This window comes from Bradyrhizobium genomosp. I (2014), assembly GCF_000261685.1.
In the GTDB taxonomy this organism is placed as follows: domain Bacteria; phylum Pseudomonadota; class Alphaproteobacteria; order Rhizobiales; family Xanthobacteraceae; genus Bradyrhizobium.
Window position 1 is genome coordinate 1 of the sequence record NZ_AJQE01000306.1, and the last position, 23,815, is coordinate 23,815.

General features: G+C 65.8%; 31 protein-coding genes, 2 pseudogenes and 1 riboswitch. Of the genes and pseudogenes, 22 read left to right on the plus strand and 11 right to left on the minus strand.

The genetic code is table 11. The features are described from left to right. Together IC50_RS28235 and IC50_RS28240 are read right to left on the minus strand one after the other, a co-directional pair. Positions 1 to 260: hypothetical protein (locus IC50_RS28235; protein WP_035712552.1), on the minus strand; the 260-nt coding region annotated here is incomplete at its 3' end. Then, positions 253 to 1,044, minus strand: a complete 792-nt coding sequence (locus IC50_RS28240) for a DUF899 domain-containing protein (RefSeq protein WP_440588149.1) — start codon at positions 1,042 to 1,044, stop codon at positions 253 to 255. The genes IC50_RS28235 and IC50_RS28240, both read right to left, overlap by 8 nt. Before the next feature lie 153 nt (positions 1,045 to 1,197). On the opposite strand from IC50_RS28240, the gene IC50_RS28245 reads away from it, so the two are divergent. The 4 genes and pseudogenes from IC50_RS28245 to IC50_RS28260 form a co-directional block, all read left to right on the plus strand. Beyond that, complete coding sequence (locus IC50_RS28245) at positions 1,198 to 2,418, plus strand: DNA-binding protein (RefSeq protein WP_035712480.1); 1,221 nt, start codon at positions 1,198 to 1,200, stop codon at positions 2,416 to 2,418. 26 nt (positions 2,419 to 2,444) lie between these two features. After that, on the plus strand, positions 2,445 to 3,083 hold the full coding sequence (locus IC50_RS28250) for a Vgb family protein (protein ID WP_035712481.1): 639 nt from the start codon (positions 2,445 to 2,447) through the stop codon (positions 3,081 to 3,083). Positions 3,084 to 3,223: 140 nt separating this feature from the next. Beyond that, a complete protein-coding gene (locus tag IC50_RS28255; protein ID WP_035712482.1) occupies positions 3,224 to 4,792 on the plus strand; it encodes a DUF4403 family protein in 1,569 nt (522 codons plus the stop codon). Between the two features lie 78 nt (positions 4,793 to 4,870). Then, a pseudogene (locus IC50_RS28260) lies at positions 4,871 to 5,056 on the plus strand (ABC transporter permease); the annotation flags it as partial. Between the two features lie 66 nt (positions 5,057 to 5,122). Here the strand turns inward: IC50_RS28260 and IC50_RS28265 are convergent. Both IC50_RS28265 and IC50_RS28270 read right to left on the minus strand, forming a co-directional pair. After that, positions 5,123 to 5,647 (minus strand): PRC-barrel domain-containing protein, encoded by a 525-nt coding sequence (locus IC50_RS28265; RefSeq protein WP_035712553.1) that lies wholly within the window; start codon positions 5,645 to 5,647, stop codon positions 5,123 to 5,125. A 228-nt stretch (positions 5,648 to 5,875) separates the two neighbouring features. Next, a pseudogene (locus IC50_RS28270) lies at positions 5,876 to 6,373 on the minus strand (hypothetical protein); the annotation flags it as partial. A 128-nt stretch (positions 6,374 to 6,501) separates the two neighbouring features. Here IC50_RS28270 and IC50_RS28275 point away from each other — a divergent pair. Beyond that, complete coding sequence (locus IC50_RS28275) at positions 6,502 to 7,242, plus strand: response regulator (RefSeq protein WP_035712486.1); 741 nt, start codon at positions 6,502 to 6,504, stop codon at positions 7,240 to 7,242. 13 nt (positions 7,243 to 7,255) lie between these two features. Next, a complete protein-coding gene (locus IC50_RS28280) occupies positions 7,256 to 8,578 on the plus strand; it encodes an ATP-binding protein (protein WP_035712488.1) in 1,323 nt (440 codons plus the stop codon). Positions 8,579 to 8,585: 7 nt separating this feature from the next. Here IC50_RS28280 and IC50_RS28285 read toward each other — a convergent pair whose 3' ends face one another. Further along, the gene (locus IC50_RS28285) at positions 8,586 to 8,801 is read right to left on the minus strand and encodes a hypothetical protein (RefSeq protein ID WP_035712490.1); all 216 of its coding nucleotides are present in this window, start codon (positions 8,799 to 8,801) and stop codon (positions 8,586 to 8,588) included. Between the two features lie 229 nt (positions 8,802 to 9,030). Here IC50_RS28285 and IC50_RS28290 point away from each other — a divergent pair, with 229 nt between their 5' ends. The 9 genes from IC50_RS28290 (at position 9,031) to IC50_RS28325 (ending at position 16,444) form a co-directional block, all read left to right on the plus strand. Then, a complete protein-coding gene (locus IC50_RS28290) occupies positions 9,031 to 9,573 on the plus strand; it encodes a lytic transglycosylase domain-containing protein (RefSeq protein WP_035712498.1) in 543 nt (180 codons plus the stop codon). A 192-nt stretch (positions 9,574 to 9,765) separates the two neighbouring features. Continuing rightward, a riboswitch (TPP riboswitch) is annotated at positions 9,766 to 9,894 on the plus strand. Beyond that, positions 9,882 to 10,907 carry an FAD-dependent oxidoreductase gene (locus tag IC50_RS28295; protein ID WP_035712500.1) on the plus strand — a complete coding sequence of 342 codons (1,026 nt, stop codon included), beginning with the start codon at positions 9,882 to 9,884 and terminating at the stop codon, positions 10,905 to 10,907. (Overlaps the previous riboswitch by 13 nt.) Then, positions 10,898 to 11,095, plus strand: a complete 198-nt coding sequence (gene thiS, locus IC50_RS28300; RefSeq protein ID WP_035712502.1) for a sulfur carrier protein ThiS — start codon at positions 10,898 to 10,900, stop codon at positions 11,093 to 11,095. Before IC50_RS28295 ends, thiS begins: the two co-directional genes overlap by 10 nt. A gap of 153 nt (positions 11,096 to 11,248) precedes the next feature. Then, on the plus strand, positions 11,249 to 12,031 hold the full coding sequence (locus IC50_RS28305) for a thiazole synthase (RefSeq protein WP_035712503.1): 783 nt from the start codon (positions 11,249 to 11,251) through the stop codon (positions 12,029 to 12,031). Then, positions 12,018 to 12,626, plus strand: a complete 609-nt coding sequence (locus IC50_RS28310; RefSeq protein WP_035712505.1) for a thiamine phosphate synthase — start codon at positions 12,018 to 12,020, stop codon at positions 12,624 to 12,626. Before IC50_RS28305 ends, IC50_RS28310 begins: the two co-directional genes overlap by 14 nt. A 164-nt stretch (positions 12,627 to 12,790) precedes the next feature. Next, positions 12,791 to 14,689 carry a phosphomethylpyrimidine synthase ThiC gene (gene thiC / locus IC50_RS28315; RefSeq protein ID WP_035712506.1) on the plus strand — a complete coding sequence of 633 codons (1,899 nt, stop codon included), beginning with the start codon at positions 12,791 to 12,793 and terminating at the stop codon, positions 14,687 to 14,689. 185 nt (positions 14,690 to 14,874) lie between these two features. Beyond that, positions 14,875 to 15,507 carry an AAA family ATPase gene (locus IC50_RS39435; RefSeq protein WP_081492536.1) on the plus strand — a complete coding sequence of 211 codons (633 nt, stop codon included), beginning with the start codon at positions 14,875 to 14,877 and terminating at the stop codon, positions 15,505 to 15,507. 4 nt (positions 15,508 to 15,511) lie between these two features. Further along, a complete protein-coding gene (locus IC50_RS28320; protein ID WP_035712508.1) occupies positions 15,512 to 15,784 on the plus strand; it encodes a hypothetical protein in 273 nt (90 codons plus the stop codon). A 156-nt stretch (positions 15,785 to 15,940) separates the two neighbouring features. Beyond that, positions 15,941 to 16,444: a mismatch-specific DNA-glycosylase gene (locus IC50_RS28325; protein WP_440588150.1), complete on the plus strand. Its 504-nt coding sequence runs from the start codon at positions 15,941 to 15,943 to the stop codon at positions 16,442 to 16,444. A 202-nt stretch (positions 16,445 to 16,646) separates the two neighbouring features. Here the strand turns inward: IC50_RS28325 and IC50_RS28330 are convergent, their stop codons facing one another. Beyond that, positions 16,647 to 16,871, minus strand: coding sequence for a DUF6429 family protein (locus IC50_RS28330; RefSeq protein ID WP_035712512.1), 225 nt, complete (start codon positions 16,869 to 16,871; stop codon positions 16,647 to 16,649). Positions 16,872 to 17,165: 294 nt separating this feature from the next. Here IC50_RS28330 and IC50_RS28335 point away from each other — a divergent pair, with 294 nt between their 5' ends. Beyond that, entirely contained in the window at positions 17,166 to 17,861 is a 696-nt protein-coding gene (locus tag IC50_RS28335) for a glutathione S-transferase family protein (protein ID WP_035712514.1), read from the plus strand. A gap of 153 nt (positions 17,862 to 18,014) precedes the next feature. Here IC50_RS28335 and IC50_RS28340 read toward each other — a convergent pair whose 3' ends face one another. After that, on the minus strand, positions 18,015 to 18,449 hold the full coding sequence (locus IC50_RS28340) for a hypothetical protein (protein WP_035712515.1): 435 nt from the start codon (positions 18,447 to 18,449) through the stop codon (positions 18,015 to 18,017). A 471-nt stretch (positions 18,450 to 18,920) separates the two neighbouring features. Here IC50_RS28340 and IC50_RS28345 point away from each other — a divergent pair, with 471 nt between their 5' ends. The 3 genes from IC50_RS28345 (at position 18,921) to IC50_RS28355 (ending at position 20,177) form a co-directional block, all read left to right on the plus strand. Further along, on the plus strand, positions 18,921 to 19,304 hold the full coding sequence (locus IC50_RS28345; protein ID WP_035712516.1) for a RidA family protein: 384 nt from the start codon (positions 18,921 to 18,923) through the stop codon (positions 19,302 to 19,304). A 162-nt stretch (positions 19,305 to 19,466) separates the two neighbouring features. Continuing rightward, complete coding sequence (locus tag IC50_RS42095; RefSeq protein WP_035712518.1) at positions 19,467 to 19,727, plus strand: hypothetical protein; 261 nt, start codon at positions 19,467 to 19,469, stop codon at positions 19,725 to 19,727. Positions 19,728 to 19,925: 198 nt separating this feature from the next. Further along, the gene (locus IC50_RS28355) at positions 19,926 to 20,177 is read left to right on the plus strand and encodes a hypothetical protein (RefSeq protein WP_035712522.1); all 252 of its coding nucleotides are present in this window, start codon (positions 19,926 to 19,928) and stop codon (positions 20,175 to 20,177) included. 90 nt (positions 20,178 to 20,267) lie between these two features. Here the strand turns inward: IC50_RS28355 and IC50_RS28360 are convergent, their stop codons facing one another. Then, complete coding sequence (locus IC50_RS28360) at positions 20,268 to 20,753, minus strand: molecular chaperone DnaJ (RefSeq protein ID WP_035712523.1); 486 nt, start codon at positions 20,751 to 20,753, stop codon at positions 20,268 to 20,270. A gap of 111 nt (positions 20,754 to 20,864) precedes the next feature. Between IC50_RS28360 and IC50_RS28365 the strand changes: the two genes are divergently transcribed. Together IC50_RS28365 and IC50_RS28370 are read left to right on the plus strand one after the other, a co-directional pair. Continuing rightward, entirely contained in the window at positions 20,865 to 21,632 is a 768-nt protein-coding gene (locus tag IC50_RS28365; protein ID WP_035712525.1) for an SDR family NAD(P)-dependent oxidoreductase, read from the plus strand. A 281-nt stretch (positions 21,633 to 21,913) separates the two neighbouring features. Then, entirely contained in the window at positions 21,914 to 22,162 is a 249-nt protein-coding gene (locus IC50_RS28370; RefSeq protein WP_035712527.1) for a helix-turn-helix domain-containing protein, read from the plus strand. Here IC50_RS28370 and IC50_RS28375 read toward each other — a convergent pair. Then, complete coding sequence (locus tag IC50_RS28375; RefSeq protein ID WP_035712529.1) at positions 22,159 to 22,440, minus strand: hypothetical protein; 282 nt, start codon at positions 22,438 to 22,440, stop codon at positions 22,159 to 22,161. The two genes, IC50_RS28370 and IC50_RS28375, sit on opposite strands and share 4 nt — an antisense overlap. Positions 22,441 to 22,598: 158 nt before the next feature. On the opposite strand from IC50_RS28375, the gene IC50_RS28380 reads away from it, so the two are divergent. Next, positions 22,599 to 23,114 (plus strand): collagen-like protein, encoded by a 516-nt coding sequence (locus IC50_RS28380; RefSeq protein ID WP_035712531.1) that lies wholly within the window; start codon positions 22,599 to 22,601, stop codon positions 23,112 to 23,114. A 52-nt stretch (positions 23,115 to 23,166) separates the two neighbouring features. On the opposite strand, the gene IC50_RS28385 is transcribed toward IC50_RS28380, so the two are convergent. Next, on the minus strand, positions 23,167 to 23,382 hold the full coding sequence (locus tag IC50_RS28385) for a hypothetical protein (protein ID WP_035712555.1): 216 nt from the start codon (positions 23,380 to 23,382) through the stop codon (positions 23,167 to 23,169). Positions 23,383 to 23,476: 94 nt separating this feature from the next. Continuing rightward, positions 23,477 to 23,746 carry a DUF2277 domain-containing protein gene (locus IC50_RS28390; protein ID WP_035712533.1) on the minus strand — a complete coding sequence of 90 codons (270 nt, stop codon included), beginning with the start codon at positions 23,744 to 23,746 and terminating at the stop codon, positions 23,477 to 23,479. Positions 23,747 to 23,815 lie beyond the last annotated feature (69 nt).

The following is a 23,815-nucleotide window of genomic DNA, read 5'->3' on the forward strand; positions in this document are numbered from 1 at the left end:
CGCTGCTCCGCGATCAGCTTCAGCCACGCCGCCGAGTGAAACGCGCTCATCAGGAGATACATCGGCACCATTCCGCCGAGCAGAGAGCCGTTCCCGGCGGCGCACAGGATGTCCGCCGGGCCGCCGCCGATCATGGCCGTCAGAACGGCCATGATCGCGAAGGTCGGCGTGGCCGCCAAAGCCAGCCATCGGGCGAGACGGCGCGCCGCCGTCGCGCTATCGCGGCCAGCAGCAGCGGTCGCGCTCAGGGGGCTAGTCACGTCCTTCCGCGGCCTCCTCGCGAAAGGCCTTCTCGCCGGCGTCCGAGATCTCGACCCATTTCCTGTCGGGCGCCGCGCCTTCGGTGTAGCTGTCGTGCCAGTTCCACCATTTGTAGGTCGGCGTCTGCGGATAGCCCTTCGGCGAATCCTCCCACACCTCCTGACGGCCGAGCGGCGTGATGTCGAGATAGTTCCAGGTGCCGCCCATCTGCTCGTCGCCCCGGCTCTTGACGAAATAGGTGCGGAAGATGCGCGCCTCGTCGCGGTAGAACACGTTCGTTCCGTGCCATTCGCCGACGCCGAAATCGGCATCGAAGCTGTCGGTGATGGTGACCCACGGCATGGTCCAGCCCATCCGCTGCTTCAGCCGCGCGATATCCGCCTGCGGCGCGCGCGAGGCGAACACGAGCGTGGTGTCGCGGGCGTTCAGATGCGCGACATGGGCGACCTGATCGGCCACCATGGAGCAGCCGCGGCAGGCGTGATCGGGCCAGCCGAACACGCCGGGCTCGAAGAAGGCGCGGTAGACGATCAGCTGCCGCCGACCCTGGAACAGGTCGAGGAGACTGAGCTTGCCGCCGGGCCCCTCGAACGCATAGGTATTGGTCACTTCCATCCACGGCATACGCCGGCGCTCGGCGGCCAGGGCGTCGCGGGCACGGGTATGCGCCTTTTCCTTCACGAGCAGTTGCTGGCGGGCTGCCTCCCAGTCCTGCGGCGACACCACCGGCGGTGTTTGCATGACAGCCTGTCCGCTATTCCGTTCGTTTTGGGCCAATGTCATCATGACTCTCCAAATCTCTCGCTTGGGCCGCCATTTCGCGTCTCGCTGTGCTCGATGCGGAGCCGTTCGCCCCTCACCGCACATTGTCGGCCGTCAACGATTTCTGGCACCTCGCGGTTGCGCGGTGGGAGTAACAAGTGTGGCGGGATTTGAATGGAGTCGCTGATCACGGCCGCCGCACGTGCGCTCGAAGCCGGCGACCCGCTCGGCGCCTTGAATCGCGTCGCGTTGCGCAACGATGCGCCGTCGCTGGCGCTGCGCGGCATCGCGATGGCGCAGCTCGGCGATCTCGCCAAGGCCAAGACGCTGCTGCGAAGCGCCGCGCGCGCCTTCGGTCCGAGAGAGGCGGTGGCGCGCGCAAGGTGCCTGGTGGCCGAAGCCGAGATCGCGCTGGTCTCGCGCGATTTGAACTGGCCGGAGAGGACGCTCGCGGCGGCACGCGCGACGCTCGAAAGCCACGGCGATCTCGCCAATGCCGCCCATGCAGGCCATATCGAGGCGCGCCGTTTCCTTCTGGTCGGGCGCCTTGATGAGGCCGAGCGCACGCTCGCCGAGGTCCGTCCCACGCCGATCCCGCCGGCATCCCAGGTCGTCCGCGAGCTCGTGGTCGCAGGCATCGCCGTCAGGCGGCTCAGAACGAAAGAGGCGCGCACCGCACTCAGCCGCGCGGCTCACGCAGCGCGGCTGGCGAAGATCCCCGCGCTCATGGCCGAGGTCGACGGCGCGAACCTCATACTCGACACACCGGCAGCGCGCCTGATCGCGCGCGGCAGCGAACATCCGTTGCTGCTCGGGGAGGTCGAAAGACTGGCGACCTCGACGGCGCTCGTCGTGGACACTTTCCACCATGTCCTGCGCAGGCAGGGCGTCCTCGTGCCGCTCGGAACGCGGCCCGTTCTGTTCGCCCTCGCTCGTCTGCTGGCGCAGGCATGGCCGGCGGATGTCTCGCGAGAGACGTTGATATCAGGCGCGTTTCGAGCAAAGCACGCCGACGAGTCGCACCGTGCGCGATTGCGCGTCGAGATCGGACGGCTCCGCACCAAGCTCAAGCCGCTGGCTGAAATCAGCGCGACGAAGCAGGGCTTTGTGCTGGTGCCGCGGAAGACACGCGACGTCCTCGTGCTGGCGCGGCCCAACGAGGAGAAGCACGCCGCCGTCCTGGCCCTTCTCGCCGACGGAGAGCCGTGGTCGAGCTCGGCGCTCGCACTCGCGCTTGGGATCAGTCCACGCACGGTGCAGCGCGCCCTCGAGGAGCTGGCGCGGTCGCATAAGGTGCAGTCATTCGGACACGGGCGGGCACGCCGCTGGATGACGCCACCCGTTCCGGGTTTCCCGACAGGCTTGTTACTCCCCACGCCGCTCCTGACGACGTAGGATGCGCGCAGCACAGGATCGAACACATGAAACGTTCAGCCGCCGAGATCGTCACGGAGTATGGGCCCTTTCCAGGCGTCGAGGCCGTGCACGGCGTCAGCTATGACGGCAGGCATGTCTGGTTCGCATCCGGCGACAAGTTGAACGCGGTCGATCCGGCCAGCGGAAAGATCGCACGCTCCATCGACGTCGCCGCGCATGCGGGAACGGCGTTCGACGGTCGGCACCTGTTCCAGATCGCCGAGGATCGCATCCAGAAGATCGATGCGGCCTCGGGCAAGGTGCTCAGCACCATTCCGGCGCCCGGCGGCGGCGGCGATTCCGGCCTTGCCTGGGCCGAAGGGTCGCTCTGGGTCGGACAATATCGCGAGCGCAAGATCCATCAGGTCGATCCCGAAACGGGAAAGATCCTCCGCACCATCGAGAGCAAGCGCTTCGTGACCGGAGTGACCTGGGTCGACGGCGAGCTCTGGCACGGCACCTGGGAAGGCGAGGAGAGCGACGTGCGACGAATCGACCCCGATACGGGCAAAGTGATCGAGCAACTCGACCTGCCCGCCGGGACGATCGTGTCAGGGTTGGAGTCCGACGGCGGCGACCGCTTCTTCTGCGGCGGCGGCGGTAGCGGCAATGTGAGGGCGGTCCGCCGTCCTCGGCGCAGCTAGCCCCGTCGTGTTGGCCGAATGCGCGGCAACGACGCGTTAGCAGCCGTTAACCTGTTCGCCGCAATTCCACCCCACCGGTGCGCTCTAGCGGCCTGCTCGCCCGCCTTGTAGAATCCCGATGGGGCGACCCTGGGGGATTGATGCGACCGACATTGAATCTGAAGGCTATCCTGATCGGCGCGGCGGTGCTCGCGGGGTCGTTCTTCATCAGCCTGAAGGCGATGGACATCCTGTCGCCGCGCGCAACGAATTCGGCGCCGCCGGTCGCGCAGCTGCCGCCGCTGCCGCCCGTCTCGAAGAGCTCGATCGTGGTCGCGCCGGTGGCCATCGCGATTTCCGCGATCCGCGAGCAGGCCGAGAAGGCCGCGCCGCGCAATTTCGCCGGGAAGGCCGACAACCCGATCTCGCAGATCCTGGAGAACGCCGATATCGGCTGGTCCGCCGTGCGCGGGCCGATGGCAGCTGCCGGCGACAAGGACGTGCTGACGATCTCGACGCCGCTCAGCGGCAAGCTGAACGTGACCGGCTCGCTGTCGTCGAAAGCCACAGGCGCACTCGGTGACGCGCTCGGCAGCGTGCTCGGCGGCGACGCGGCGAAACGGATCGGCGCGGTCAACATCAAGAACCTGAACGCCAGCGCCGAGATCAAGGGCAACGTGGTCGTCACCTCGCGCCCGAAGCTCGCAGCCGCCTGGCATCTGGAGCCCAATCTCGGCGCCCAGGTCAATCTCGGCGACACCAATCTCTCGGTCGCCGGCGCCAAGGTCAACGTGCCGGCGCAGGTGAAGCCGCTGATCGACAAGACTGTCGGCGAGCAGATCAACGCCGTCTCCGAGCGGATCCGCAACGATCCTTCGCTGCGGGAGAACGCCAGGGCGCAATGGACCAAGGCGTGCCGCTCGATTCCGCTGCAGGGCTCGGGCGCCTCGGCCGCCCTGCCGCCGCTCTGGCTCGAGATGAAGCCGGTGCGCGCGATCGCGGCGCAGCCGCGTGTCGACGCGCAGGCCGTGACGCTGCTGCTCGGCCTCGAAGCCGAGACACGCGTCACCTCGGCGCCGACCAAGCCGGACTGTCCGTTCCCCGACAGGATCTCGATCGTGCCGCCGACCGGCACCGGCGTGAATATCGGCGTGCCGATCGACGTGCCCTTCACCGAGATCAACAAGCTGATCGCGGCGCAGATGGTCGGCCGCACCTATCCCGAAGACGGCTCCGGACCGGTCGACGTCACGGTCAAGAGCGCCAACGTCGTCCCGTCGGGCGACCGGTTGCTGATCTCGCTGCTGGTGCGCGCCAAGGAGAAGAAGAGCTGGTTCGGCCTCGGCGCCGAGGCGACCGTGCACATCTGGGGACGGCCGGTGCTCGACCAGGCGCAACAGACGCTGCGGCTCACCGACATCCAGCTCGCGGTGGAATCCGAGGCGGCGTTCGGCCTGCTGGGCGCCGCCGCGCGCGCCGTCGTGCCGCAGATGCAGCAGGCGCTGCTGCAGAGGGCGACGCTCGATCTGAAGCCGATCGCGGCCAACGCCCGCGAGAAGATCGCGGCCGCGATCGCCGACTACCAGAAGAGCGAGGACGGCCTCAAGGTCGAGGCCAAGATCGACAGCCTGACCCTCGCCGACATCGCCTTCGATTCCAAGACCCTGCGCGTGGTCGCGGAAGCCGGCGGCTCGCTGAATGTGTTCGTGACGAAGCTGTCGGGAATGTAGCGCCCCTACATACCGCAGGCTATCGCATTTGAGAGCTTTTCCCTGCGGCCATCCTTCGAGGCGCCCGCTTCAGGCGCGCTCGTGCTGTTCATGGCAGGCCCCGAGCAGCGCACCCTGCCGCGCGAGATGTTCAGCGGCATCCGCGAGAACATCAGCCCGACCATCACGGCCGCGGCGGTGGTCCTGACGACGGTGTCGGTCATCCTTTTGGCCACCATGGAAGCCCTGCGCCGGCGCAACGAACGGCTCAAGGGCGGTGCATAGAGACGACGCGACAACGCGCCCGGTGAAAACCGGGCGCGCCTCGTTTAGGTGGTCACGCGAGCGGCATTACTCCGAGTACTTGAACTCCGGCATGTTCTTCAGCTCGTCCTTGGTCGCGTTGAACACGGCGTGGTCCGGATACCATTTCGACGCCTTGGAAGACGTGGTCGTGGTCGTGCTGGTCGTGGCAGCGCCCGTCGTCGTGCTGGTCGATGCCGGCCGGTTCGCCGTATTGGCCGCGGTGTTGGTCGACGCCACGGGCTCGTTGACGAACTTCAGCTTCTCGAATGGGATGGCCACCATGTGCTCGCCCATGCCGAGGAAGCCGCCCACGCCAATCACGGCGAGCTTGACGGTTCCGCTCTTGTCCATCAGCAGATCGCTGATCGCGCCGATCTTCTCGTTGGCATTGTTATAGACATTCACGCCGTCCATTTTCGACGTGCGCCACTCGCCTGTGGCCGATGTCGCGACCGTCGGACTGGTCGCGGCGGTCGAGGCCTTGTCGGTGGTCGCAGGCGATTGCGCGAACGCAACGGTTGCGAGCAGTGCAGTGCCGGCAAGGCCGGCGGCGATCGATTTCATCAGCATGTTGTCCTCTCCTTCACGAAAAACTCGTGCAGAGAAAACGGCGCTGATCACATGCAGTTCCTGGCGCGCCGCAATTTCGTCGCGCGATGCGCGCGTGCGAGAACTTCGCAAGGACTGTTCCTGCGTCACTCCGGAACATTTTGCGACGCACGGTTCCCCGCCGACGATCATGCGCCCTGGGTGAAGCACGATCGCGGCGAAGACCGCGCCGACCCGCATCGCGTTGGGTCAGCTCTTGTAGTCGATCAGAAGCGCGGAAAAATCGGAGCTGCCGGATGAGCTGCCGCTCGCGCGGTAGGACGGCGCCGACGATTGCGATTGCTGCAGCGCCTGGAGGAACTGCTGGAGGATCTCGGCGATGGTCTGGTCGCTCGAGGTGCTGCTGCTCGTATCCGTCGAGGAGGACGAATCCGAAGAGCTGTCGTCCGGCGGCGGGCCGGGCGGAGGTCCGCCTGCGCCACCTGGACCACCCGCTCCGCCCGGACCGTTCGCGAAGGCGGACTGAAACACGCCCTTGAGCGCCTCGGCCTGGTCCGAGGTCAGCGTCCCGTTCGACACCTCGCTCGAGATGAGGTCGTCGATCTTCGACTGCAGGCCCTCCTTGGAGGGACGCGTGCCGCTCGACTGGTCGCTCGCGCGGCTCTGCCGGAGGGCGGTATCGATGTCGGTCAGCGCCGTCGACAGCGCGGACTGATCCGACGATGAGATCGTGCCGGCCGACATTTCCTAACGGCCTTAACGAGACCTTGCCGCTCCGCGACGGCGCGATTGCCGCCTGTTGCCGGACGCCGGTCGGAAACAATCCGAAACAAAAATCATCGCCATTTGGCCCGAATCTTGGACAAACAAAGCGCATGGCCATTCCCAATCCCATCATCCTGGTCGTCGAGGACGATCGCGAAACGCGGACGTTGATTGCGAAATATCTGCGCAGCAACGCCTGTAGCGTCACGGCCGTGAGCGACGGCCGCGAGATGTCGCGTGCGATGGCCGATCATCGCGTCGACCTCATCATTCTCGATGTCATGCTGCCCGGCGAGGACGGCCTCAGCCTGTGCCGCAAGGTGCGCGCCGAGGCGCAGACGCCGATCATCATGCTGACCGCGCGCGGCGAGGACGTCGATCGCATCGTCGGCCTCGAGATGGGCGCGGACGACTATCTGCCGAAGCCGTTCAACCCGCGCGAGCTGCTCGCCCGCATCAACGCGGTGCTGCGCCGCCAGGCCGCGGCGCATGCGGCGAGCGCGATCGAAGGCGCGAGCACGCTCGCCTTCGAAGGCTGGCGCATCGATCTGCGCCTGCGCGAATTACGCAATCCCGAAGGCGCGCGCGTCGCGGTGACCAGCGCCGAGTTCGATCTGCTCAGAACGTTCTGCGAGCGGCCCGGCCGCGTGCTGTCGCGCGACAGCCTGCTCGACCTCACGCAGGGCCGCAACACCGGCTCGTTCGAGCGCTCCATCGATGTGCTGGTCAGCCGCATCCGCCGCAAGATCGAGCCCAATCCGGCCGATCCCACCCTCATCAAGACGGTGCGCTCCGGCGGCTATTTGTTCACGCCGAGGACGGAAGCGGTCGCGACGCCCCTGAGCAGCTGAGCGAGCGTCGAAGATGAAGCCGCTCGGGTTCTTCCACCTCAACGGGATCGGCGGGCAGATCGCCGCGCTGGTGCTGGCTTCGACCGCCGCACTCCATCTCGTCGTCACCACCGCCTTCCTGATCAGCCGGCCCGACCGCCAGGACATGCCGCCGGACGGCGCCCGTCAATTGACCGATGCAGCACTGCTGCTCGGCGCGGCCGAGCCCGGCGAGCGGCCGCGCCTCGTCGCCGATCTGGCGCGCGCCTTTCCCGGGCTCGGCATCGAAATGCCGGCGCCCGGCACCGCGACCGCCGAGACGAGCGACAGTCCGCACCTGCACGGGATGCGCCGTCACCTCGGCCGGGGCTTCAAGGCGGTGCAGCTTGCCTCGGAGGGGAATGCGCGCCGCGTCGGCGTCGAGCTGCCCGACGGCACCATGATCGCAGCCCGTGTCGATGGCGGCCCGCCGCCGTGGTTCTGGGGCGCGCCGTGGCTGACGGCGCTGATGACGGCCTTCATCTGTGTCACCGTGCTTGGCCTGTGGGCGGCGCGCGCGCTGACGAGGCCGCTGTCGTCCTTCGCCCAGGCCGCCGAAGATTTCAGTCTCGACGGCACCGCCAAGCCGCTGCCCGAGCGCGGCCCGGAAGAGATCCGCCGGGTCGCGCGCGCGCTGAACCGCATGCAGGAGCGGATCGCGCGGCTGATGTCGGATCGCACGCGGATGCTGGCCGCGATCAGCCACGATCTGCGCACGCCGATCACGCGGCTGCGGCTGCGTGCCGAGTTCATCGAGGACGAGGGCAACCGCAAGCGCATGCTGGTCGATCTCGACCAGATGCGCTCGATGCTGGAATCGGTGCTGTCGCTGCTGCGCAACGATCGCAAGATCGAGGCCGTGACGCTGGTCGACATCGCGAGCACGCTCCAGCTCGTCGCCGACCAGTTCGGCGACATGGGCCATGTCGTGCGATACGATGGGCCGGCCTCCGCGACCGCCGCCGCGCGGCCCGACGACCTGCATCGCGGCGTCACCAACCTCGTCGAGAACGCGGTGCGCTTCGGCGCCGAGGTGACGATCCGCCTCGACGTCTCGGACACCGCGCTCGTCATCGACGTCGAGGACGACGGCCCCGGCATTTCGGATGCGCGCAAGCAGGAGATGCTGGAGCCGTTCGTGCGCGGCGACGACGCGCGCACCATGAACGAGTCCACCGGCTTCGGGCTCGGCCTCTCGATCGCGCGCGCGATCGCGATCACCCATGGCGGCGAGCTGTCGCTGCACGACCGCGACCCGCACGGACTGATTGTGCGGATGCAATTGCCGTTGTCGCAGACGCCGCGGCTGGCGGCTTGAAGACCCCTTACGCCGCGAGCGGCGGGTGCTCGATGGCCTCATGCGGGAAGATCGCCACCGCCTCGAAGCGATAATTGCAGGCGTGGCAGGTCCAGAGGTAGGAGACGCGTCCCTCGCCCGGCTCGATCCAATCGGGCTGCGCGATCGGCGTGCCGCACTGGGCGCAAGGGTTATGTCTCGGGATGTCGCCGGTGTGTGCAGTGATCAGGTTGGCTTTTGTCATGGCACCTCTCCCGATTTGCAGCGCTTGCGCACTCGATTTCGCGGCTCCGCACGAATAGACAGGCGTGCTGTCGCGAGCGGGGGTCGTCCGCCCCGAAAGTCCGATTACGCCAGCTTTGAGTCGTAATGGCGGCACGGCGCCGCAAAAACGTCAGCGGCGTCGTTTGGTCACATCATCGCCGCGTTCGCGTTGCCTAACAGCCGGGCGCAGGCCACTTAAGGGATATCTGATGAAAATTTTACGCGTTGTCGCGCTGCTCGCGGCCGGATTGACCTTGCCGCAAGCCGCATTCGCCGGCGAAGCCGAATACGCCGAGATGGTCGCAGCCCATGCCCGCGCCAACGGCGTGCCGGAGGCGCTGGTACATCGCGTCATCATGCGCGAAAGCCGCTATCAGCCACACCTCGTCGGCCGCGGCGGCACCATCGGGCTGATGCAGATCAAGCTCGCGACCGCCCGCGGGGTCGGCTACACCGGCGATGCCGCCGGCCTGCGCGATCCCAACACCAACCTTACTTATGCGGTCAAATACCTCGCCGGCGCCTATCGCGCCGCCAATGGCGATCATGCCCGAGCCGTGCGTTATTTCGCAGGCGGCTATTACTACGCTGCAAAGCGGCAGCGTCAGGAGCAGCAGCTGGGGATGGTGCAGCAGGCCAGCAACGAGACCTGGCTGGAGCCGAACGGCAATCCGCAGCCGATGTTCGGCGCGACGCCGCACAGGAAGCTGGCCCAGCGCGTCCGCAATGCGCGGGCGCAGGCGCTGAAGTAGCTTTCGTGTCCCGGGCAAGCTGCGGCGCAAGAGCGCCGCGGCGCTGAACCGGGACCCAGCGCTCCACGCGAAATGGGCCCCGGCTCTGCGACGCATCACGCCGCCAAGAGGCAGCGCGCTGCATCGCGTCCGGGGCACGGTCGGGTTCCCGGCAACACGCGTTGACCACCCCGCCCCGCTGGCATACATTAGACCCGTTCCGAGGGGTGCTCCGAGGAGGAGCTGAGATACCGCTAAATGGGCAATGACGCCCAGGACCGCGGTGACCCTTTGAACCTGATCCGGGTCATGCCGGCGAAGGGACAGGGATGTTGCAAACCACCAAGCGACCGGATTCCCCGGTATCCATCATCGGCGCAGGCATTGCGGGAGCCTGGCAAGCGTTGCTGTTCGCGCAGGCCGGTCACGCCGTCACCTTGCACGAGCGCGGTGACGAGGCGATGACGGATGCCACCAGCCATTGGGCCGGCGGCATGCTCGCGCCCTATTGCGAGGCCGAGGTCGCAGAGCCCGTCATCAGTCGCCTGGGGCTGCGCTCGCTCGATATCTGGCGGCGCGAATTGCCGGATACTCCGTTCAACGGCTCGCTCGTCGTCGCCCATCCGCGCGAGCGCAACGATTTCGAGCGCTTCGCGCGCATGACCGAGGATCACCGCCGGCTCGATGCCTCAGGCCTCGCCGAGCTCGAGCCGTCGCTGGAGGGCCGCTTCCGCGACGCGCTGTTCTTCCCGGCCGAGGGCCATGTCGAGCCGCGCCGCGTGCTGCCGAAGCTGCACGAGCGCATCCGCGCCGCCGGCGGCACCATCAAGTTTTGCAGCGACGTCACCGCTGGGGACCTCGCAAACCTCGATCCCAAAGGCATCGTGATCGACTGCCGCGGGCTTGGCGCCCGCGACGAGCAGGGCGAGCTTCGCGGCGTCAAGGGCGAGATGATCCTGATCGAGAGCCGTGAGGTGCAGCTTGCGCGCCCGGTGCGGCTGATCCATCCGCGCTGGCCGCTCTATGTGATCCCGCGCGAGGCGGGCCTGTTCATGCTGGGCGCGACCTCGATCGAGGCGGAAGACACCGGCGTCAGCGTGCGCTCGGCGCTGGAGCTGCTGGGCGCGGCCTATACGGTGCATCCGGCGTTCGGCGAGGCGCGCATCGTCGAATTCGGCTCGGGCTTGCGGCCCGCCTATCCCGACAACCTGCCGCGCATCGGCATTCGCGATGGCAAGATCAGCGTCAACGGGCTCTATCGCCATGGCTTCCTGATCGCACCGGCGCTCGCCGAGCTGACGCTCGCCTATGTCCAGCGCGGCCAGATCGACAACGAGGTGATGCAATGCGTTTGACCGTCAATGGCGAGCAGCGCGAGGTGAATTCCGCAAGCGTCGACGCGCTGCTCACCGAGCTCGACTATGAAGGCACCCATTTCGCGATCGCGCTGAACTACGACGTCGTGCCGAAGAGCCGCTGGGCCGAGACCACGCTGAAAGCCGGCGACGAGATCGAGATCATCACGCCGCGGCAGGGAGGGTGATGGGGATGAAGGCATGCTCTCTGCACGCCGGCGACTGCATTGGCCCGTCATTCCGGGGCACGCGAAGCGTGAACCCGGAATCTCGCGCCACAACTTCGAGATTCCGGATCGGTCCGCGTTTCGCGGCCCGTCCGGAATGACGGGGAATTCAACATGGTGACCTTCTACGGCAAGACCTTCGCCTCCCGCCTGCTGATCGGCAGCGCGCTCTATCCGTCGCCGGCGATCATGCAGGAAGCGATCCGCGCCTCAGGTGCAGGTATCGTCACGGTGTCGCTGCGCCGCGAATCCGCCGGCGGCAAGACCGGCGACGCGTTCTGGAAGCTGATCCGCGAGCTCGACGTCGCCGTGCTGCCGAACACCGCCGGCTGCCGCAGCGTGCGCGAGGCGGTCACCACCGCCAAGCTCGCGCGCGAGCTGTTCGGCACCAGCTGGATCAAGCTCGAAGTCATCGCCGACAACGACACGCTGCAGCCCGACGTCGTCGGCCTCGTCGAAGCAGCAAGCATCCTGATCAAGGACGGGTTTGAAGTGTTCCCCTATTGCACCGAGGATCTCTCGGTTGCGAACCGCCTGGTTGACGCCGGCTGCAAGGTGGTGATGCCGTGGGCCGCGCCGATCGGCAGCGCGAAGGGCATCACCAACCGCGACGCCTTGAGGCTGCTGCGCGAGCGGCTGCCCGACATCACGCTGGTGGTCGATGCCGGCCTCGGCGCGCCCAGTCACGCCGCGCAGGCGCTCGAGCTCGGCTATGACGCCGTGCTGCTCAACACCGCGATCGCCAAGGCCGCCGATCCCGTCGCCATGGCGACCGCCTTCCGCTTGGGCTGTGAGGCCGGCCGCACCGCTTACGAGGCCGGGCTGATGAACGCCCGCGACTTCGCCTCCCCCTCCACCCCTGTCGTTGGGACCCCGTTCTGGCATGCCGTATCCTGATCGATTTTATCCCGTCGTCGACAGCCTGGCCTGGGTCGAGCGCCTGACAAAGCTCGGCGTCGGCACCATCCAGCTGCGTACGAAGGAGCTCGACGACTCGCAGGCGCTGCAGATCGTCAGCGACGCGCTGGCGATCACCAAGGACACGCAGGCCAAGCTGGTCGTGAACGACTATTGGCGCGCGGCGATCGTGGCCGGCGCAGAATATCTGCATCTCGGCCAGGAGGATCTGGCCGAGGCCGACCTCAAGGCGATCCGCGAGGCCGGCCTCAAGCTCGGCATCTCAACCCATGACGATTCCGAGCTTGCCACCGCGTTGGCAGCCGAGCCCGACTACGTCGCGCTCGGCCCGATCTTCTTCACCACGCTGAAGTCGATGCGCTTCGAGCCGCAGGGCATTCCGAAGATCACCGAATGGAAGAAGCGCATCGGCACCATCCCGCTGGTCGCCATCGGCGGCATCAAGTTCGAGCACGCCGCGGAGATCTTCGCCGCCGGCGCGGACTCGATCGCCGTCGTCAGCGACGTCACCCAGAACCCCGACCCCGATGCCCGCGTGCGGCAGTGGCTCGGCCTGTCGAAGGAGGCGGCATGACCGAAACTCTCTCCACCGTCATTGCGAGCGAAGCGAAGCAATCCAGAATCCCTCCGCAGAGGCAGTCTGGATTGCTTCGTCGCAAGCGCTCCTCGCAATGACGGAGCAAGAATTCACCGCCGTCGCTCAAACGCACGCACCACAGAATTAAACCGGAGGATCCCATGAACATCCGCTCCAACCCGCAACAGACCGTTCCCGCCGTCACCACCGGCCCCCTTCCCTCCTCGCGCAAAATCTTCGCGACCCCCGACGCCGCGCCCGATCTGCGCGTGCCCTTGCGCGAGATCATCCTGTCCGAAGGCGCGGGCGAGCCGAACCTGCCGGTCTACGACACCTCCGGACCCTACACCGATCCCTCCGTCACCATCGACGTCAACGCCGGCCTGCCCCGCAATCGCAAGCAATGGGTGCTGGAGCGCGGCGGCGTCGAGGAATATGAGGGCCGCCAGGTCAAGCCGGAGGACAATGGCAGCGTCTCCACCGACAACGCCGCGCGCGCCTTCTCGGCCTATCACAAGCCGCTGCGCGGCCTCGACGGCCACAAGATCACGCAGCTCGAATTCGCCCGCGCCGGCATCATCACCAAGGAGATGATCTACGTCGCCGCGCGCGAAAACCTCGGCCGGAAGGCACAGCTCGAGCGTGCGGAAGCCGCGCTCGCCGACGGCGAGAGCTTCGGCGCCTCCGTGCCTGCCTTCATCACGCCGGAGTTCGTCCGCGACGAGATCGCGCGCGGCCGCGCCATCATCCCCTCCAACATCAACCACTCCGAGCTCGAGCCGATGATCATCGGCCGCAACTTCCTGACCAAGATCAACGCCAATATCGGCAACTCCGCGGTGACCTCGTCGGTCGAGGAGGAGGTCGAGAAAATGGTGTGGGCGATCCGCTGGGGCGCCGACACCGTGATGGACCTCTCGACGGGCCGCAACATCCACACCACCCGCGAATGGATCTTACGCAATTCGCCGGTGCCGATCGGCACCGTGCCGATCTACCAGGCGCTGGAGAAGTGCAACGGCGATCCGGTGCAGCTGACCTGGGAGCTCTACAAGGACACGCTGATCGAGCAGTGCGAGCAGGGCGTCGACTATTTCACCATCCACGCCGGCGTGCGCCTGCAATACATCCACCTCACCGCCAACCGCGTCACCGGCATCGTCTCCCGAGGCGGCTCGATCATGGCGAAGTGGTGCCTCGCGCATCACAAGGAGAGCTTCCTCTATACGCATTTCGACGAGATCTGCGACCTCATGCGCAAGTATGACGTCTCGTTCTCGCTCGGCGACGGCCTGCGCCCGGGCTCGATCGCGGATGCCAACGACCGCGCGCAGTTCGCGGAGCTGGAGACGCTCGGCGAGCTCACGAAGATCGCGTGGGACAAGGGCTGCCAGGTCATGATCGAGGGCCCCGGCCACGTGCCGATGCACAAGATCAAGATCAACATGGACAAGCAGCTGAAGGAGTGCGGCGAGGCGCCGTTCTACACGCTTGGACCGCTGACCACCGACATCGCGCCGGGCTACGACCACATCACGTCAGGCATCGGCGCCGCCATGATCGGCTGGTTCGGCTGCGCCATGCTCTGCTACGTCACGCCGAAGGAGCATCTCGGCCTGCCCGATCGCAACGACGTCAAGACCGGCGTCATCACCTACAAGATCGCCGCCCACGCCGCCGACCTCGCCAAGGGCCACCCGGCCGCACAACTGCGCGACGACGCCCTCTCCCGCGCCCGCTTCGACTTCCGCTGGACCGACCAGTTCAACCTTGGCCTCGATCCGGACACCGCCAAAAACTTCCACGACGAGACCCTGCCGAAGGAAGCCCACAAGGTCGCCCATTTCTGCTCGATGTGCGGCCCAAAATTCTGCTCGATGAAGATCACGCAGGACGTGCGGGACTACGCGGCGACGCTGAATGATCCGAACAGCGTGGGGATGTCGATGCAGGGCACCGCCGAGGACGGCATGGCGAAGATGAGCGCGAAGTTCAGGGAGATGGGGAGCAGCGTTTATCTGGATGCGGAGAAGGTGAAGGAGAGTAATCGGGTGTTGTGAAGGCTACGCTTCTACCGCTCAGATTCCGCTTACAGGAAAAGGTCGGGTGAATGCCCGGCCTTTTGTGCATCGCACGCAAAACTCTTGGTCAACCACTCATGGATGTTTACTCAATTGAACACCTGTGACAACACACGTATTGAGAAGCGCCAGATTTCTGCATCGCGACGGGGGAGGCACCAAGCATGCGCCTTGAGTCATTTGAAATTAATAATTATCGAAGCATCGCCCAACTAGAAATCAATCCTTGTGGTGATTTTAACGTCCTGATTGGGCGCAACAACTCGGGAAAATCGAACATACTGGCGTCAATCGAAGTGTTCTTTTCAGCTCTTCGGCCAGAGGTGATAAATACGAGTCCCCCGATTGGCCAAGAGATTGATTTCTTTCAACGCGACCTAAAAAACAACATTCAGCTTCGGGCGACCTTTTCTCCATCCGAAGCTGAAATGCAACAACTACTGGACGAGATTGCCATTGAGCGTCCTCAAGTCAAAAAGCTTCTCGAAGAGATTGGCTCCGACGCACTCCTTGTTGTGACCACCGTCTTTACACCTCCGCCCAAGAAGTTCGCATTTGTGCAAAGCGTCGTGCTCCTAACGGAGGATGGACCGCGCACCATCATTGAGATCGACGAGGCGGTTGCTGCCGAGCTTCACGGAAATGTTGCCGGGATGGAACGCAGAATTGCGGCGAACCAAGCATTAAACCGAGCGGTTAACCCACCCTACGAGACCTCCTGCTCTCGCTCGACATCGGCTTCACCGATCTCTCCAAGACGGTCGCCTCGACAAAAGCCTCCTCCGCACCTATCCTGATGGCATGAATATCATTCGTCGCACGCTGGATATCGACACCGACGCGCGATTGCGCGAGATGGCCGACGAGCGCGGGCAGGATGTCGCCGCGGAGGCCGTGGCACTGCTCGATTCCGTGGTCGATATCGCAGGCCCCGACATTGCCGAGGATCGCCGGCGGCTGGATGATTTCCCAAAGAGCGACGCCGCCGTGCCGCTCAATGAGGCGAAGGACTGGGCCGCGAGCTGGGGGTCGGCGCAGGAGCTGCCGCGGCCGGTGGCGCGCAGGATCGGATGATGCCGGTTTCGTCCGACGCCGTCGAAGACGTCGAGCGATTGCGCCTTTTCCTCGATCAATCTAGGCAACGTAGCCCGGATGAGCGCAGCGACATCCGGGACCTTTGTCGCCCGCATATCGCTTCGCTCATGCGGGCTACGGCTGCGAGTGACTAACGTGCAGCCCTACCACCTCCCAGACCAGCTCCGCCCCAACCTCCGCCTCGTCTTCGTCGGCACCGCCGCCTCGACGCGCTCGGCGGAGGTCGGGCACTACTACGCCCATCCCGGCAACCGCTTCTGGCGCGCGATCCATGAGGCCGGGATCACGCCGCGGCGGTATCAGCCGGGCGAGTTCGCATCGCTGATCGAACTCGGGATCGGCTTCACCGATCTCTGCAAAACGGGCGCCGGGATGGATCACCAGATCGCGGCGGAGATGATCGACGTGCCGGGGTTCAGGGCGAAGATCGAAAAGTACCGGCCGCGGACGATTGCGTTCACGAGCAAGAAGGCGGCGAGCCTGTTTTACGGCAGGCCGTCGAGCGGAATTGTGCTCGGGCGGCAGCTGCGCGATGGAAGCTGGCCAGAGATCTTCGTGCTGTCGTCGCCCTCCGGGGCTGCGTCCGGGCATTGGACACTGGAGCCGTGGCGGGAGCTGGCGGCGTGGATCAAGTCGTGAGGTGAGCCGATAGCGGCACGTCACACGCCGCTGTCGTCCCGGCGAACGCCGGGACCCATACCTCCAGGGAGCAGTTTGGCGAAGACTCGTCATTCGGTACTGGGACCAGCCGCAACAGATAGATCGCGCGGTATGGGTCCCTGCTTTCCGCAGGGACGGCATCGTGGGTTTGGCGGCATACCGTCACGGCCAGCGCCAGACTTCACTCCTCGAACAATTCCTTGAACAGCGTCTTCGCGCGCTCGAGGCCTTCTTCCGTGAACACCACCGACTTCACCTTGCCGACGGGATCGTCGATCATGCCCTTGTCATGAAGGCGGCCGAGCACGTCCCAATCAAAACCCTTCCAGGCCCGATAGCCGTCGTGCAGGGTGAGATAGAGCAAGGCCAGCGCGGCGTCATCGATCTTGTCCTTGTTGATGGCCATCTTGACCTCCTCCGGGGCGGTGCGGAGGCCATCCTATTGGGTAGCAGGCGATCTGCAATGGCGACCTCAGCCGCCGAAACTCGAAGGGGGACGGCGGAGCCCTAATCCAGCGAGGGTATCCGCCGCAGACGCGAAGGTGGTGGGTTACGTCTTACACCGTTTCGGAGCGGCGCCACGTACTCTGCCGTCGTCCCGGCCTTCGCCGGGACGACGCCACACGCGAATTCCGCGAGCCATTGCTTCCACCGGCGCACCCCTGCATGCTGTCCCCGCCACACAGAGGAGCCGCCGCCGATGCTGACCCTCTATTCCTACCCGGAACTGTTCGGCGTCGCCGACAACAACGGCTACGGCCTCAAGGTCTACGCCTTCTTCAAGCTCGCCGGCGTGCCGTTCGTGCATGAGCACGTCTTCGATGCCTCCGCCGCACCGCGCGGGCAGCTGCCTTACGTCGTCGACGACGGCGAGACCATCGGCGACAGCGAGACCATCATCGCGCATGCGATCGCGAAATATGGACTCACCATCGATGCCTCGCTCTCACCGGAACAGCGGCGCACCAATCATCTCGTCACGCGCATGCTCGATGATCTCTACTGGGTGATGTCCTATTCGCGCTGGAAGGACGAGCGCTATTATCCGGCATTCCGCGACGGCTTCATCGCGCAGCATCCGCAGATCGATGCGGAGGGGTTCGAGAAGGCGAAGGCATTCAACGCGCAGCGCTATAACTACCAGGGCATCGGCCGCTACACGCCCGAGCAGGCCTACGCGCGGGGGCTTGCCGATCTGGAGGTGCTGGCCGGGATCGTGCCGGCTGCCGGCTACGTGCATGGCGCGGCGCCGACGAGCATCGATGCCGGCATCTACGGCTTCATCGCCAACATCCACTACTTTCCGATCCCGACGCCACTGAAGGCCTTCGTCGATGCGCACGCGAACCTCGTCGCGCATTGCGTGCGGATACATGCGATGGTGACGGAGACGTAGTCGTAGGGTGGGTTAGCGCAGCGGCGGCGCGAAGCGCAGTCCGCTGTGCGTAACCCACCACTTCTGTCACCGCGGAAATCAAGGAGGTGGGTTACGCCCCGCAGATGCGCTGCGCGCATCCGCGAGGCTAACCCACCCTACGGCACCGTGCCCCTATCGCATCGTAATCGCGAGCCCGCTGAGATCCGCATTCGCCATCAAGCCGACCTGGTGTCCGGTCAATTCCAGCACCGCACCCTTCTGGTTGGTCAGCACGATGGCGCGGGCACCGCGGCCGACCGCAAGGCCAGCACCGGCGGCGCCGTAGACGCCGGCAACGTCCGAGGGGCGGTTGATGTTGGAGACGCGGCCGCGCAGCACGGTCTTCGAGCCGCCGAACACGAGGCCGTAGTCGAGCCCGCCGGTCGAGAGCGCATAGGAGCGGCCGCGGAAGTTGAGCACGCCCGAGCCGCCCGAGCCGCCGATGATCCAGCCCGCCTTGTAGATCGTCAGCGTCACGAAGCCGCTGTCGGCCCGCGCCGCGGTCGAGAGGCCGACCAAAGCGGCGATGGCGATCAGCGCGGCGCGGAAGGTGGATGCGAGCTTCATGGTTGTCTCCGGGGGCTATTTTTCAAAGGTGGCATCGAATCAGACGAAGCGAATCTACCCGATGGATCGGGGCCGCAACATGATGAGGCAGGCTGCGCGCTCGGAAAGCCCTCATTCCGGCGTCATTGCGAGCGTAGCGAAGCAATCCAGAATCTCTCCGTGGAGCCAGCCTGGATTGCTTCGTCGCAAGAGCTCCTCGCAATGACGGGGCAGATGGCCCGTTCTCTCACAGCGTTCGGGCTGCGCGTGGCGAGAGGCGAAGCACTGCGCACTGACTGTGGCCATCATGCCATTCTGCCCCTGTTTTGCCCGACGGAGCAAGCGGATATTTCGTCTTTCCAGAATTCTGAAAAAGCCCAACGATTTCCGCCTCATGCCTACTGTGCATGGGGTTGTTTTCGCGTTTTTTGTTTGGAGCGCGCCTTTCCTGCGGCTACGCTCATGCGTCAACGACCGTCCCGAGGTGATCCCATGCCGATCCAGCATTTCGCAGCCCCGCCGCACGTCAAGGCGCCGCCGCTGTCGTTTGCCACCCGCGTTGGCGACTTGCTGTTCGTCTCCGGCATTCCCGGCTTCGATGCCAATGGTGCGCTGCCCGACGGGTTCGAGGCCCAGTTCGCCAATGTCGTCGTCAACATCAGGCGCGTGCTGGGCGAGGCCGGCGCCGGCATGCGCGACCTCGTCAAGGTCAACGTGCTCCTGACCCGCGCCTCGGACGTTGCCGCCATGAACGCGCTCTATGCCGGCGCCTTCGGCCCGCCGCCCTATCCTGCGCGCACGACTTGCGTGGTGCACGCGCTGCCCGATCCGAAGATGCTGATCGAGATCGAGGCGGTGGCGTCGCTGGCGAGGTGAGCGGCTCCGCGTGTGGCTCGTCGGGCACGCGGCCGAACCAAATGCTCAGGGAACAGCTGACATGTCCGTGAATGGCCGCTCCCCGGCTTGCAAAGGACCTGCTTTTACCGCACGAATTTTCGGATCCTGCTTCCCCCAACATCCCCCACAAGGAGATATTTCATGCGTCGCGTTCTCGCTCTCTGTGCCGTTGCCGGCATCGCTTCGTCCGTGTTCGCCGTGCCGGCCTCGGCGGCGGTCGGCTATTACGTGATCCGCTGGGACAACACCGGCATCTGCCAGGTCTGGAACGAGGACCTCAAGTACAAGCCGTTCCAAATCGGCGCGTCGACCTACAAGGTCGTCAGCAAGCCGCTCCCGACCTTCCAGGAAGCGTCCGACCTCCAGATCAAGATGCGCGCCGAGCGCCGCTGCACACTCTGAACTCGACGCGACGGATCGCGTTCGAAGGGCGGGTCGCGCGAGCGATCCGCCTTTCCATTTCCCGCGCGCCCGCTTTGAACCTGACCGGCCGGCGGAACTACTCACATCTTGTCCGGGGCGCCGCCCACGAGCGTCCCGCACCACCCCTCCCCGCATTGTCGGGAGGCGCATCCCATCTTTCATTTTGAGGAACTGATCATGCGTCGTATTTCCATGCTCTGCGCTGCCGCGAGCCTTGCCGTCACCGCGTTCGTCGCAGCCAACCCTGCCGAGGCCAGCTATCACCTGATCCGCTGGCAGGACACCGGCTTCTGCCAGATCTGGGACGAGAGCATCCCGACCACGCCGTGGCCCTCCGACTATGCCCGCGTCAGCGCGGCCGTGCCGACCTTCGTCGATGCGCTGATGTTGAAGGATCAGGCGCTCAGGAACGGTCACTGCAGCTGGTAAGATTTCGGTCGGCGGACGAAGAGCCGGGCAAGGACATCGCGTCCTTGCCCGCTTGTTTTCTGTACTGCGTGAGCGAGCGCTGGGGCGCCTTCACGCGTCCTTGTGGGCGCCGGGATGGATCAGCAGATCGCGCGCGGCGGCGAGGTCGATGAAGCCTTGCGCGCTGCCGCCTCGGTCGGGATGCATGCCCTTGGCGGCGCGGCGATAGGCCTGGTTGATGTCCTCGCAGGTGAGTTGCACCGCGAGCGGCAGGCCGAGCACCTTGCGGGCGCGGTCCTCGCTCGACAGCTGTTTCGGCATGGCGTTGCGGCGGCCGAAGCGCGGCGCGGACAGATCGTGGACGACCTCGAGCACCACACCGAGACGGCGCTGGGCCGCCAGCGCCACGCCGTGATCGTCATTGTCCGCGGCCTGGCGCAGCACCGGAAGCGCCTGCTCGGCGGCCTGGCGCAGCGTGACGTCGCTGCTCATCCGCACGATCTCGGCGACGAGGCGGCCCGCTTCGGCCCAATCGGGCGCGTGCGCCGACCGCAGCCGTTCGAGAGCGAGTTTCCAGGAGTCGAGCCGTTCCATCATGCGCGCAACGTTTAGCAATGAAGATCAGTATGCCAAGGCCGCCGTTTCCGGCCCCTTAATTTCGAGTTAGCTTTTCGTGAAACTTCGAAAGGAAATCGGGAGGAATATGTCATGGCATTGCTCGCAAACCACATCGCCGTCGTCACGGGTGCCGGCTCCGGCATCGGCCGGGCGATCGCCGCCGGCTATGCGCGGGAGGGCGCGCGGGTCGTGCTGCTCGACGTCAATGCCGAGACGGTGGCGGAGGCGGCGCAGGAGATCCGGCAGGCGGGCGGCAAGGCCGAGAGCTTTCCGCTCGACGTTGTCAGGCGCGAGGACTGCTTTGCCCTGGCGAAGCAGGTTGCGGACAGGGTCGGGCAGGTCTCGATCCTCGTCAACAATGCCGGAATCACCCGCCGCAACGCCTTCACCGCCGAGACCGAGACGGTGGCGAAGGACTGGAACGACATCATCTCGCTCAACCTCAACGGCGTCTTCAACGTGACGCAGGCGTTCCTCGCGCCCTTGCGCGCGAGCAAGGGCCGCATCGTCAATATCGGCTCGATCCAGTCCTTCGTGCATCTGCGCACGCCGAGCTCGGCGGCCTACACCACCTCGAAACACGGCGTGCTCGGCTTCACCAAGGCGCTCGCGGTCGAGCTCGGCAAGGAAGGCGTGCGCGTCAACGCGATCGGGCCGGGCTTCATCGAGACCAACATCAACGCCAATGTGCGCGCGACCAATCCGGCGCTGGTGCAGGCCTTCGTCGATCACACCCCGCTGGCGCGCACCGGCAAGCCCGAGGACATCGTAGGCCCCGCGGTCTTCCTGGCATCGGACCTGTCGGCCTATGTCACCGGAACCATCGTGATGGTGGACGGCGGGTACCGGACGGTGTGAGGGAGAACGCTTTCACCACATGCACGGTGTCATCGTCCGCGGCGTACTTCGTCCGCTTCCGCGGATGATGACACCGTACTTGCCGCGCGAGATAGGCCCGCATCACGATGCATCCTGCGCCAATCGCGGCGGGTTCGCGGCATTCCTGGGGTCAATTGGTGCGTTCGCTCCCGATTAACCCTTCGTTAACCAAACAGGACCACCGTGGAATTACGGCTTGGGGTTGTTGGTTCTCGATCGCTTCCATTGACGGAAGCGGGCGTTGATCGGGAGGTGTGTTGATGACCACAGTTCATGTCGCTGCGTCCGGGCCGGGCGCGCAATTCCTTGCTCCCAACCAGATCGTTCCGCTTCTGATCGGCGCCACGGTCGACGAGGTCGAGCGTGAGCTCGTGCTCCAGACGCTCGCACGCTGCGACGGCAATCGCACGCGCGCAGCGCGCGTGCTCGGCCTGTCGGTGCGCACGCTGCGCAACAAGATCAGGCTTTATGCCGCCTCCGGCATCGACGTGCCTGCCTATCAGGACTAGCGGGGACATCGGTCCGCCCGCGACGACGCGTTGCGCGACAGGCGGCGCAGCTCGTGCCGCAGATACGCGCCGGCGATGACCGCAAACGCGATCGTCGCGACCGAGGCGGCGATCAGCTCGATCGCGCGGAGGAAGAAGGCGGTCATGACGGCCCATAACGGTTGCGGCTCTTCGGCGAATGCGACCGGCGCGATGTCCGGCACCAGCAGGTGAGCGAGGCCGAGCGAGGCCACGAGAATGGCAGCGAACAGGCAAAAGACTTTCCACGCTGCGCGCATCGGTCGCTCCTCGCAAGCGGTGTGGCCGTGCGCGATCGATGACACGGCGGTTCGTGCAGCCGATTGATGTTGATCAAGCCCGGCGCAATGCGCGGGCAGAATTGCTGCTGTCGTCAAACGACGCTAAGTAGCTTGCTTCCGGTCAAGGGAGCAGTGGCGTGGCAGACGATCAGGGACGGCGGCAGGGACCTCAAGGTCCGCGCGGGCGGCAAGGCGAGCCGGGACGGCCGGGGCCGCAGGGTCATCCGGGCCGGCGCGGCCCCGACGGGGCGCGCGGCAAGCCGGGGCCGCAGGGCAAGCCGGGGCCGATCGGAAAGGCAGGCCTGCCTGGCAAGCCCGGTGCGCAAGGCAAGCAGGGCGAAGCCGGCCCACGCGGCGCAACCGGCGCCCCGGGAGCTGTTGGACCGCAGGGCCCGGCGGGACCACAAGGCCCGCGGGGCGAGCCGGGCTCGGCCGGCCAATTGCCGTCGATCGAGCAGGTGCTGCCGTGGCTCGACCAGCTCTTCGACGCCTGGGACGAACGCCGCCGCCAGCGCGAGCGCGAAGCCGCCGAGCGCGAGGCGCTCGAGGCCGCCGTCCAGGAGCCGGACGAGCCAATCGTCGATAACGAGAGCGATGGCGACGACGACCACAAGAAGAAAAAGAAAAAGAAGAAGCACGGCGACAAAGCCTAACTGGAGCGCGATGACGATTCCTCCTCATCGCATCGCGCTTTGGCAGACGAGTCTATTTCGGCCGATCCTCGCGTCGCGGCAACATGCCCATGCGCTCGAACTGCCAGCGCATGGCGCGATACCAGAGATAGCCGACCGCCGCGCCGCACAGGGCGAGGATGACCATGTTCGCGTGCGAGAACGAGCCGCTCCACCACATCATCCACGCCGTCCATAACAGCGTGAAGATGATGGCACCTGCTTTCAGAGGAAGAAGGGGGCGGCTCATGGTCGTGCTCCGGGCGATCAAAACCCCGGCCGACACCATCGCAAGCTGAGGCAGCAGATACCGTGAGCCAGATCACGGAGCGCGTTGTCCGAGCTCACGAACCGAAGCGCAGCCGCGAGCGCTCTTTCGCCTTTTCCGCCTCGACCTCACGGTCGCGCGCCGGCGCATGGGTATGCAGTGACGTCAGGAGTTTTCGTGCGGCCCCCGCGACCTCGGCCACCGCGCGCTCGAACGCCGCCTCGTTGGCCTGCGACGGCTTGTTGAAACCGGACAGTTTTCGCACGAACTGCAGCGCGCTGGCGTGGATCTCGTCCTCCGTCGCCGGCGGCTCGAAGTTGAACAGCGTCTTGATGTTGCGGCACATGCAAGGGTCTCCGGGTGTTTTCCTCGAGGACGATCGGCGGCGACGAAATCCTACATCCTGCCCCGCACT

Coding starts and splice junctions, on each gene's coding strand:
- IC50_RS28295 (WP_035712500.1), top strand. CDS start 9,882: ATGTTGCAAACCACCAAGCGACCGGATTCCCCGGTATCCATCATCGGC.
- IC50_RS28355 (WP_035712522.1), top strand. CDS start 19,926: ATGCGTCGTATTTCCATGCTCTGCGCTGCCGCGAGCCTTGCCGTCACC.
- IC50_RS28360 (WP_035712523.1), bottom strand. CDS start 20,753: ATGATGGAACGGCTCGACTCCTGGAAACTCGCTCTCGAACGGCTGCGG.
- IC50_RS28255 (WP_035712482.1), top strand. CDS start 3,224: ATGCGACCGACATTGAATCTGAAGGCTATCCTGATCGGCGCGGCGGTG.
- IC50_RS28375 (WP_035712529.1), bottom strand. CDS start 22,440: ATGCGCGCAGCGTGGAAAGTCTTTTGCCTGTTCGCTGCCATTCTCGTG.
- IC50_RS28285 (WP_035712490.1), bottom strand. CDS start 8,801: ATGACAAAAGCCAACCTGATCACTGCACACACCGGCGACATCCCGAGA.
- IC50_RS28390 (WP_035712533.1), bottom strand. CDS start 23,746: ATGTGCCGCAACATCAAGACGCTGTTCAACTTCGAGCCGCCGGCGACG.
- IC50_RS28365 (WP_035712525.1), top strand. CDS start 20,865: ATGGCATTGCTCGCAAACCACATCGCCGTCGTCACGGGTGCCGGCTCC.
- IC50_RS28340 (WP_035712515.1), bottom strand. CDS start 18,449: ATGAAGCTCGCATCCACCTTCCGCGCCGCGCTGATCGCCATCGCCGCT.
- IC50_RS28330 (WP_035712512.1), bottom strand. CDS start 16,871: ATGGCCATCAACAAGGACAAGATCGATGACGCCGCGCTGGCCTTGCTC.
- IC50_RS28275 (WP_035712486.1), top strand. CDS start 6,502: ATGGCCATTCCCAATCCCATCATCCTGGTCGTCGAGGACGATCGCGAA.
- IC50_RS42095 (WP_035712518.1), top strand. CDS start 19,467: ATGCGTCGCGTTCTCGCTCTCTGTGCCGTTGCCGGCATCGCTTCGTCC.
- IC50_RS39435 (WP_081492536.1), top strand. CDS start 14,875: ATGCGCCTTGAGTCATTTGAAATTAATAATTATCGAAGCATCGCCCAA.
- IC50_RS28250 (WP_035712481.1), top strand. CDS start 2,445: ATGAAACGTTCAGCCGCCGAGATCGTCACGGAGTATGGGCCCTTTCCA.
- IC50_RS28320 (WP_035712508.1), top strand. CDS start 15,512: ATGAATATCATTCGTCGCACGCTGGATATCGACACCGACGCGCGATTG.
- IC50_RS28370 (WP_035712527.1), top strand. CDS start 21,914: ATGACCACAGTTCATGTCGCTGCGTCCGGGCCGGGCGCGCAATTCCTT.
- IC50_RS28245 (WP_035712480.1), top strand. CDS start 1,198: ATGGAGTCGCTGATCACGGCCGCCGCACGTGCGCTCGAAGCCGGCGAC.
- thiS (WP_035712502.1), top strand. CDS start 10,898: ATGCGTTTGACCGTCAATGGCGAGCAGCGCGAGGTGAATTCCGCAAGC.
- IC50_RS28265 (WP_035712553.1), bottom strand. CDS start 5,647: ATGCTGATGAAATCGATCGCCGCCGGCCTTGCCGGCACTGCACTGCTC.
- IC50_RS28345 (WP_035712516.1), top strand. CDS start 18,921: ATGCCGATCCAGCATTTCGCAGCCCCGCCGCACGTCAAGGCGCCGCCG.
- IC50_RS28290 (WP_035712498.1), top strand. CDS start 9,031: ATGAAAATTTTACGCGTTGTCGCGCTGCTCGCGGCCGGATTGACCTTG.
- thiC (WP_035712506.1), top strand. CDS start 12,791: ATGAACATCCGCTCCAACCCGCAACAGACCGTTCCCGCCGTCACCACC.
- IC50_RS28280 (WP_035712488.1), top strand. CDS start 7,256: ATGAAGCCGCTCGGGTTCTTCCACCTCAACGGGATCGGCGGGCAGATC.
- IC50_RS28310 (WP_035712505.1), top strand. CDS start 12,018: ATGCCGTATCCTGATCGATTTTATCCCGTCGTCGACAGCCTGGCCTGG.
- IC50_RS28305 (WP_035712503.1), top strand. CDS start 11,249: ATGGTGACCTTCTACGGCAAGACCTTCGCCTCCCGCCTGCTGATCGGC.
- IC50_RS28335 (WP_035712514.1), top strand. CDS start 17,166: ATGCTGACCCTCTATTCCTACCCGGAACTGTTCGGCGTCGCCGACAAC.
- IC50_RS28385 (WP_035712555.1), bottom strand. CDS start 23,382: ATGAGCCGCCCCCTTCTTCCTCTGAAAGCAGGTGCCATCATCTTCACG.
- IC50_RS28240 (WP_440588149.1), bottom strand. CDS start 1,044: ATGACATTGGCCCAAAACGAACGGAATAGCGGACAGGCTGTCATGCAA.